This is a genomic window from Pseudofrankia coriaricola (assembly GCF_001854805.1).
Classification (GTDB): domain Bacteria; phylum Actinomycetota; class Actinomycetes; order Frankiales; family Frankiaceae; genus Pseudofrankia.
Map to the genome: position 1 here is coordinate 1 of NZ_MBLO01000014.1, position 8,917 is coordinate 8,917.

Genomic DNA, 8,917 nt, shown 5'->3' on the forward strand with positions numbered 1-8,917 from the left:
ATGGGATCACAGGGCCAAAGGGTGCGCGAAAATGGTCTTCCTTCGCGCACCCGGCGGCCACCGTCCATGGGATCACAGGGCCAAAGGGTGCGCGATAGTGGCGAAGCCGAGCGTCAAGCGGCCCGCCTCACGTTCGCGGTGCCCCTACGATAGCCAGCCGCACCGGCCACGATCGTCAGGAGATGTCCGCCCACCGGAATTCGCCGTTGGGCTCGCGCAGGCAGGCGACCGGGCGGCCGGAGGGATCCTGCTGGACGTGTCCCATATCTGAGCTATCGCACTCCGCGCCCGGCGCAGGCCCTTGCTGCTGTTGCTGGGACGGAACGTCCGACCAGCTGCCCAGGCCATTGGATCCGGGCGTCGGCGGGGCGCAGTAGAGCGTCAGGCCGTTGATCGCGATGGCGGGCGCGGTGTCCTGACCAGGCGCGCAGGGCTCGCCGACGAAGACGGGCGACGCGGACACGTTGGGCTTCGCGGATGCCTCGCTCCCTCCGGAGGGAACCGGGTCGCCGCCGCCGGCGCCGGCTGCCGCACCACCACCGCCCGGCTCGCCCGAGCCCGTCGTGCCACCGGTGCCACCGGCGCCGCTGTCGGTGCCGCCACCGCTGGTCACGCCACTCGTGGTGGGCGCGGGCTGAGGGCTCGGCTCGGGCGTGGTGGGCCGCACCCCCGGGTCCGTCGTGGCCGCCGTAACCCCTTGGGGGGCGGACGAGCCAGCCGTCTCGTCCTTGCTCTGCCCGCATCCGGTCAGGGCGGTGACGACCAGCACTGGTAGTACACCCGCCACGACCGCCCGGCGGCCGAGACCAGGTCGCCGGTTTCGCCGGCGAACGTGTGCCCAACCGGCCACGGCCTACCTCCTCCACCCGGCGGACCGCGGGCGCGCGCCGACCGCTGGGAGCAACTGCCGACCGCCCGGTTACAGGGCGCTCGCTAAGCTATCGCGCTCCGTAGCGCCGCGCCGCCCTTCCGGCGGCTCCGTCAGCCCATGTCCGACCGATACCCATCACTCAGCTTAGATAAGCCATTGATCGTTGGATGGCCATCTGTCGTGGTTTGGGTGTGGACGCCGGCCTCTTCGGGTGATCGGGCGCCCGGTGGCTGCCGTCGAGTCGCATTTGCGTCCTGGTTACTGACGAGTAGCATGGGGTATCACGTACTCGCCGGTAACTAAGTCAACGACGGCCCGGCGGGTCGCGGCGAGGGTGGGACTGGCCGATGGCCGTGACGAGGCGATGAAGCCTCGGCGCGGCCGGAGGCCCTAGGGACACGGCCAAAGGCCGCGATGGCGAAGCCTCGCGCGGCCGGAGGCCACACATGACACGGCCGAAGGCCGCGCGATCATGGCGAAGCCTCGCGCGGCCGGAGGCCACATATGACATGGGGGCGGCCATGGGGCACTACCGGAGCAATCTGCGGGACATCGAGTTCAACCTCTTCGAGGTGCTGGGGGTCGACCGGATCCTCGGTACCGGCCCGTTCGCGGAGATGGACCGCGAGACCGCCCACGAGGTGCTGGCCGAGCTCGAGCGGCTCGCGGTCGGCCCGCTGGGTGAGTCGTTCGCGGACGCGGACCGCAACCCACCCCAGTTCGACCCGGCCACCGGCACCGTGCGGCTGCCCGAGTCGTTCAAGAAGTCCTTCGCCTCCCTGCAGGAGGGCGAGTGGTGGCGGCTGTTCGTGCCCGCGCACCTCGGTGGGCTCGGCGCTCCGCCCACGGTCGCCTGGGCGGCCTCCGAGCTGATCCTCGGCTCGAACCCGGCCGTGTTCATGTACATGGCCGGCCCCACGTTCGCCGGCATCCTCGACCGGCTGGGCACCGACTGGCAGAAGAAGCTCGCCGGCTGGGCGATCGAGCGGCAGTGGGGCGCCACGATGGTGCTCACCGAGCCGGACGCGGGCTCCGATGTCGGCGCGGGCAGGTCCAAGGCGGTCGCGCAGCCAGACGGCACCTGGCACATCGAAGGCGTCAAGCGGTTCATCACCAGCGGTGACTGGGATGTCCCCGAGAACATCTTCCACATGGTGCTGGCTCGGCCGGAGGGCCACGGCCCCGGCACCAAGGGCCTGTCGATGTTCATCGTCCCGAAGTTCATGCCCGACCCGAACACCGGCGCCCCCGGCGCCCGCAACGGCGTCTATGTCACCAACGTCGAGCACAAGATGGGCCTGAAGGTCTCCGCGACCTGTGAAGTGCGTTTCGGCGAGCGGGCACCGGCGGTCGGCTGGCTCGTCGGTGACGTCCACGACGGCATCGCCCAGATGTTCCAGGTGATCGAGCACGCCCGGATGATGGTCGGCACCAAGGCCATCGCCACCCTGTCCACGGGCTACCTCAACGCACTTGAGTTCGCGCGCACCCGCGTGCAGGGTGCCGACCTGACCCAGGCCGCCGACAAGACCGCGCCGCGGGTGACCGTCATCAACCACCCGGACGTCCGGCGGATGCTGATGGCGCAGAAGGCCTACGCCGAAGGCATGCGCGCGCTGACCCTCTTCACCGCCTCCTTCCAGGACACGGTGGCACTGGCCGAGCAGACCTCCCAGATCGGCTCCCAGACCTCCCCGATCGCTGACCTCCCAGATCGACTCCGTCGATCCGGCAGGGACCCTGTCGCTAATCGGGCAGGGACCCCGGATCCGGCAGGGACCCCGGGCGTCCCGGGCACGCATGATGCGCTGTCCGGCGGCGCCGGATCGGACGCCGAGCGGGCCGCGCGGATGAACGACCTCCTGCTGCCGATCGTCAAGGGCGTCGGCTCGGAGCGGTCGTACGAGCTGCTGGCCAGCGCGCTGCAGGTGCTCGGCGGGTCCGGCTACCTGCAGGACTACCCGATCGAGCAGTACATCCGCGATGCCAAGATCGACACCCTGTATGAGGGCACAACGTCCATTCAGGGCCAGGACCTGTTCTTCCGCAAGATCGTGCGGGACAAGGGCCAGGCGCTCACCGCGCTGCTCATCGACATCCAGACGTTCGCGAAGGGCGACGCCGGCAACGGCGCGCTGGCCGGGGAGCGTGACCAGCTCGCCGCCGCGCTCGAGGACGTCCAGTCGATGGTCGGCGGGATGGTCGGGTTCCTGACGGGGGCCGCCGACGACAAGCGTGAGGTCTACAAGGTCGGCCTGAACTCCACCCGGCTGCTGATGAGCCTCGGCGATCTGATCATCGGCTGGCTGCTGCTGCGCGGCGCTGAGGTCGCCCTGGCGGCGCTCGCCGACTCGCCGACGGCCAGGGACGTGCCGTTCTACCAGGGCAAGATCGCCGCGGCGAAGTGGTTCGCGGCCAACATCCTGCCCGAGCTGCGCGCCCGTCGCGCGATGCTCGAGGCCACCACCCTCGACCTCATGGATGTCCCCGAGAACGCTTTCTGACAACCTGACCAGCCCCGCCCACGATGGGCGATCGGCCGCCTGGTGCCTTGCCAGGCGGCCGATCGTGCTTCCCTCCCGGATTCGCGTTGGGTTGGCCCGCGGCCTGGGCGCTGATCTGGAGCGGGCCGCCGGAGGACCCGGCGCCTGGGCGCGCCTGGGGTGCGTCCGTCTGATGGCGCGTGGCGGAAAGGTCGACGTGTCGGACAGACCGCTTGTTTCCGGCTAGGTCCTACCGGGGTACCGATCTGGTATGGGAATCATGGCAAGTCTCGGGTTCTTCGCGTTCGGCGCGGTCTTGGCGTTCGCCGTCCGTGGCGACACACCAGGCATCGATCTCACGGCGGTCGGTGTCATCGTGATGCTGGTCAGCGTCATCGGCTTCGCGACGGCGCTCTACCGCGAGCGGTGGCGTCGGCACGTCTTCGAGGAGTCCATCGAGCAGGGCACGCACCCGCCGCTTCCGCCCGATGATGGCATCGTCCTCGTCGAGCCGACGGCCCCGCTCGTCGCTCCCGCGCGTGACATCGCCCCGGATATCCACCGCTGATTCCTCGCCGTACCGCGGTGCGCCTGGTCTCGACGGCCGGCGCACACCGGCACCGGAACAGACCCGGCGGGAACCCTTGGCTCCATGGGTCTGTCAGCAGGTGCGCGGCGGGGATGCGTGCGCTTTCTTCGCCCCTGGCCAACCTTTTTTCAGGATGTACGGAGAGGCGGGAAATGCTTCCCCCGCACGGTGCCTTCGGCGCCGTGCGGGGCCCCCTGCATCTGGCTAGACCTGGTCAGGAGGTCCGGAGCGGGGGGAAAGCCTGATCGAGCTCGTTGCGCATGTCGCGCTTGAGGATGTCGTCGGTCTCCGACGAGGGCTGGCCCTCGAGGAGGAAGCGGGCGACACGGAGAGTGAGATCGACCCGCTCGGCCAGGTTCAGCGCGCCGGTGAAACGACCGCCGGTGGTACCCGCGGATGAGGCAGAGGTGAGCACCTTGGCGACGAACTCGTCCGCGGCCAGCAGAGCCTCCACGCGCGTCATGCGGTTCACCCCTTTGTCCGGGAAGCCGGAGTCGTGCCGATAGCTGGACGCGTGCGCCACGGTACCAGGCCGGCTCCGGCGCCTGTTGTTCGCCCCATCTGCGGCCTTTGCTGCTACCTGCCACTCTTGGCCATCCTGGAGCCATCCATTGAGGCGCCGAGCGGCGGTGGTGCGCTCCGTCATGATCGCGGGGCCGACCCGTCAGGCACCGGCTTCGTGATCTGGCAAGCCGGTCACGGAACCCAGCCACGGCCGGTGACGGCGCATTGGCGCAGTGCCAACCCAGCCATTCTGGTGATCCTGATCCACGCCGACCAACGCCGTACACCTTGGCCGGGAACCACGTGGGGAGCAGGGTTCCTGCCGGATCCGGGGTCCCTGCCGGATCAGCGGAGCTGATCTGGGAGGTCTGGGAGCTTGCGGACGGGGTCTCTGCCGGATCGGCGAAGCCGATCTGGGAGGTCGTGATCGGGGAGGTAAGCGATCTGGGAGGTCGTGATCTGGGAGGTCGGGTCCAGCGCCCGACATGAAGGCGAGCGCGTCCAGCGCCTCGTCCATTAGTGATCCTGGGGACAACGGCCGCCGGGTGTGCGAAGGAAGATCATTTTCGCACACCCTTTGGCCCTCTAGGACCAGGCGAGCAGGAGGGCGGGGTCGGTGAGCATGGCGGCGACGTCGGCGAGCACGGCGGAGCCCAGCTCACCGTCGACCAGCCGGTGGTCGAAGGAAAGCGCCAGCTGCCCCACAGTGCGGACGGCGAGCTGGCCCTCGTGGACCCAGGGGGCCGGGCGGACCGCGCCCAGGGCCAGGATCGCGGCCTCGCCGGGGTTCAGCACGGGCGTGCCGGTGTCCACACCGAACACGCCGATGTTGGTGATGGTGATCGTGCCGCCGGTCAGGTCCGCGGGCCTGGCCTGACCGGCCCTGGTTCGCGCGGTCAGATCGGCCAGCGCGTGGGCGAGCCCAGCCATGTCGAGCCGGTCGGCGTCAGAGATGTTCGGCACCAGCAGCCCGCGTGGCGACGCCACCGCGATGCCGAGGTTGACGGCCTCCGAGACGGCGATCTCCGGGTCGCGCCGCTCACGCTCGACCCAACTGGTGTTGATCATGGGGTGTCGCCGGACCGCGACGAGGAGGGCTCGCGCGGCGAACAGCAACGGTGTGACCTTGACCCCGGCGAACTCCGGCAGCGCGGCGAACCGGTCGCGCGTGGCCATCGTCTCCGTCAGGTCGGCGGTCACGAACTCGGTCACGTGCGGCGCGGTGAACGCGCTGCTGACCATGGCGCGCGCGGTGGCCCGGCGCACGCCGGAGACCGGAACCCGCCAGATCCTGCTGGCCGCGTCGAACGTGGCCTCGGCCGGAATCCGGCCGACCTGCCCAGCCCCCGCGCGGCCGGTGGCCGACGCCGCCGGCTGACTGGCCGGCTCCCTGGTCGGTGGTGCCGGCGGTGCCCAGGCGTCCGGCTCGGCCGGCCGCGTCATGCCCTCCGGCGCGCCGGTGACCAGCGCACGGGCCGCGGTCTCGACGTCGGCACGGCTGATGGATCCGGCGGGACCGGTGCCGGAAAGCAGACCTAGATCGACACCCAGGTCGCGGGCCAGCTTGCGCACCGGTGGCTTTGCCAACGCCCGGCCGCCCCGTCCGGCGGCCGCCTCGTCGGCGGGCCGCCCGCCGTCGGCCCCACCACCGCCAGGCGGGGCGGCCGGTGTCCGCGTGCCCACGGAGGTGCTCGCGGCGCCGGCGGCGAAGGCGTTCAGCGGGGCCGGCGGGGCCGTGGCCTGGGAGGCCGCGGCCGGAGGCGTCGGCTCCGTGGGAGTCGCGGCCCGCTGCCTGCGCCGGCGCGCGCGGCCGAGGCCGGCGGCCCCGGCCGAGGTACGCGGGCCATAGCCGACGAGCACCGGTTCGCGCCCGCCGCCGCGGCGTACCGGTACGTCCGGAACCTCCAGCCCTGACACGGGCGGCCCCGCGGCCTCCGCCGGCCCGCCGCCAGCCGGCTCATCGACGGGCACCGCCGCTGGGGCTTGTGCCAAAGGCCCGCCGCCATCCGCGTCCGTCGGCTCGTCGTCCTCGATGGTGACCAGCACCGCGCCGACGAAGATCGTCTCACCTTCGGCGCCGTGCGTCGCGACGAGCCGGCCGGCGAACGGGCTCGGCAGCTCAACCAGAGCCTTCGCGGTCTCGACCTCGGCCAGCGGCTGGTTGACCGTCACCGTGTCGCCCACCGCCACCAGCCAGCGGACGATCTCGGCCTCCGCGAGCCCCTCACCCAGATCGGGGAGCCGGAACTCTCGTCGCGCCACCGTTCCTCCCAGAAGCTTCCTGTGGTCGCCTTCCGCGTTATCCCTTGTGTTGCGTTCGGGATTGCGTTTCAGCCATCGTGGTTGAGATGGTCACCTTCCGATTCACCCTTGTGCTGCGTTGATTGTTGCGTTTCAGCCATCGTGGTGATCCACGATCTTTCTGGTGCGGCTGGTTCGGGCGTTTGCCTGCCGGCCGGGGGTCAGTAACGGCCGGCAGGGCGTCAGTAGGTGAAGGAGCGGTCGACGGCGTCGAGGATGCGGTCGACGTCGGGGAGGTAGCTGTCCTCCAGCCGTGACGGTGGGTAGGGGGTGTCGAAGCCGGTGACCCGCAGGACCGGCGCTTCCAGGGAGTAGAAGGCCTGTTCGGTCACCCGGGCCGCAACCTCTGCCGACAGCGACACGTTCGACGGCGCCTCGTGGGCGACGACCAGCCGTCCGGTCCGGCGCACGGAGGCGATCACCGGGTCCAGGTCGAGCGGCGACAGTGAACGCAGGTCGATGACCTCGACCGAGCGGCCGTCCTCCGCCTCGGCGACCACCGCCGCGTCCAGGCAGGTGCGCACCATCGGCCCGTAGCCGACCAGGGTCGCGTCCGTCCCGGGCCGCACGACCCGGCTCGTGAACAGCGGCGCCGGGCCGCCTGGGGCCGTGCCGACGCCGGCGCGGCCCGCCCGGTCCGCGTGGCCGTTCAGGCTGGCCAGGTCGATGGGGTCGACCTCGTCCTTCTCCCAGTAGCGCCGCTTCGGCTCCAGGAAGATAATCGGGTCATCCGCCGCCACCGCCTGTTGGATCATGACGTGCGCGTCGGCCGGGTTCGAGCAGGTGACCACCTTCAGCCCGGCGGTGTGGCAGAAGTAGGCCTCGGGCGACTCGCTGTGGTGCTCCACCGCCCCGATGCCGCCGCCGACCGGGATCCTGATCGTCACCGGCATCCGCACTCGCCCGGCCGACCGGTAGTGCAGTTTGGCGAGGTTGCTCACGATCTGGTCGAACGCCGGGTAGACGAAGCCGTCGAACTGGATCTCGCAGACCGGGCGGAAGCCGCGCATCGCCATCCCGATCGCGGTACCGATGATCGCTGACTCGGCAAGCGGCGTGTCGATCACCCGTTCCTCGCCGAACCGCTCACGCAGCCCATCGGTGACGCGGAAGACCCCGCCAAGCTGGCCGATGTCTTCGCCCATGATGACGACCTTCGAATCGGCCTCCATCGCCGCGCGTAGGCCGCTGTTGAGCGCGCCGGCCAGGGTCAGCGTGGGCACGATGCCTCCGGTCCCGGGGTTTGTGGGGGCGGTGCGACGGGGCGCGCGGCGGCCAGGCTCGCCTCCGGTGGCGACGAGCCCGGTGGCGACGGGGCCCGCGGCGCCGAGCTCACAGGCGCCGAGCTCACAGGCGCCGAGTCCGCTGGCGCTGGGGTCGGATGCGCCGGGCTCGGATGCGCGGCGTCCGCGGACGCCGCGCGTGGTGATGTCGAGGAGGGCGCCGGGGGGCGGTCGTCGGTGCCGAGGAAGTCGGCCAGGTCGGCGCGTTCGGCTGCCACGTGCCCGCTCTCGACGACGGTGACGTGGTCGAACATCGACAGCGGCTCCGGGTCCGGCAGGGCCAGACAACGGCGGCGCAGGTCGGCGGCGGCCTCGTCGGCCCGCGCGGCGACGGCGGCGGCCGTCGTGTCGTCCAGGGCGTTCTGGGCCGTCAGGTGCGCACGCACTCTGGCCAGCGGGTCGCGCTTGGCCCACCGGGCGACCTCGTCGGCGTCCCGATACCGGGTCGGATCGTCGGCGGTGGTGTGCGCGCCCATCCGGTAGGTGACAGCCTCGATGAGCGTCGGGCCCTCGCCGGCGCGGGCGCGGGCCAGTGCCCACCTGGTCACCGCCAGCGTCGCGAGCACGTCGTTGCCGTCGACCCGCACCCCGGGGAAGCCGTGGCCGGCGGCGCGATGGCTGATCGGGACGCGCGACTGCCGGGTGGTCGGCTCGGAGATCGCGTACTGGTTGTTCTGGCAGAAGAAGACAACCGGTGCGCCGAAGACCGCCGCCCAGCCGAACGCCTCGCCCACGTCACCCTGGCTGGAGGCGCCGTCGCCGAAGTACGCGATCGTCGCGCAGTCGACGGCGTTGCCCTTTGTGGCCTCCGCGGCTGGCTTTTGGCCAGCCTGCCAGCCGCTTTGGGCTGTGTTGCCCTTTGTGGCCTCCGCGGCTGGCTTTTGGC

General features: G+C 71.1%; 7 protein-coding genes. 2 read left to right on the plus strand and 5 right to left on the minus strand.

The features are described 5' to 3' along the window. Positions 1-175 precede the first annotated feature (175 nt). A complete protein-coding gene (locus tag BCD48_RS51025; protein ID WP_071046719.1) occupies positions 176-850 on the minus strand; it encodes a hypothetical protein in 675 nt (224 codons plus the stop codon). A gap of 542 nt (positions 851-1,392) precedes the next feature. Here BCD48_RS51025 and BCD48_RS03185 point away from each other — a divergent pair. Together BCD48_RS03185 and BCD48_RS03190 are read left to right on the plus strand one after the other, a co-directional pair. Then, on the plus strand, positions 1,393-3,375 hold the full coding sequence (locus tag BCD48_RS03185; protein ID WP_071046721.1) for an acyl-CoA dehydrogenase: 1,983 nt from the start codon (positions 1,393-1,395) through the stop codon (positions 3,373-3,375). Between the two features lie 250 nt (positions 3,376-3,625). Then, positions 3,626-3,922, plus strand: coding sequence for a hypothetical protein (locus BCD48_RS03190; RefSeq protein ID WP_083418099.1), 297 nt, complete (start codon positions 3,626-3,628; stop codon positions 3,920-3,922). A 235-nt stretch (positions 3,923-4,157) separates the two neighbouring features. On the opposite strand, the gene BCD48_RS03195 is transcribed toward BCD48_RS03190, so the two are convergent. The 4 genes from BCD48_RS03195 to BCD48_RS03210 all read right to left on the minus strand — a co-directional run. Continuing rightward, positions 4,158-4,406, minus strand: coding sequence for a hypothetical protein (locus BCD48_RS03195; protein ID WP_007516179.1), 249 nt, complete (start codon positions 4,404-4,406; stop codon positions 4,158-4,160). Between the two features lie 626 nt (positions 4,407-5,032). Beyond that, positions 5,033-6,709 (minus strand): dihydrolipoamide acetyltransferase family protein, encoded by a 1,677-nt coding sequence (locus BCD48_RS03200; protein ID WP_071046720.1) that lies wholly within the window; start codon positions 6,707-6,709, stop codon positions 5,033-5,035. A 221-nt stretch (positions 6,710-6,930) separates the two neighbouring features. Continuing rightward, the gene (locus BCD48_RS03205) at positions 6,931-7,971 is read right to left on the minus strand and encodes an alpha-ketoacid dehydrogenase subunit beta (protein WP_083418100.1); all 1,041 of its coding nucleotides are present in this window, start codon (positions 7,969-7,971) and stop codon (positions 6,931-6,933) included. Beyond that, positions 7,959-8,917 (minus strand): thiamine pyrophosphate-dependent dehydrogenase E1 component subunit alpha (locus tag BCD48_RS03210; RefSeq protein ID WP_083418101.1); only part of this gene is annotated, 959 nt, incomplete at its 5' end. The genes BCD48_RS03210 and BCD48_RS03205, both read right to left, overlap by 13 nt.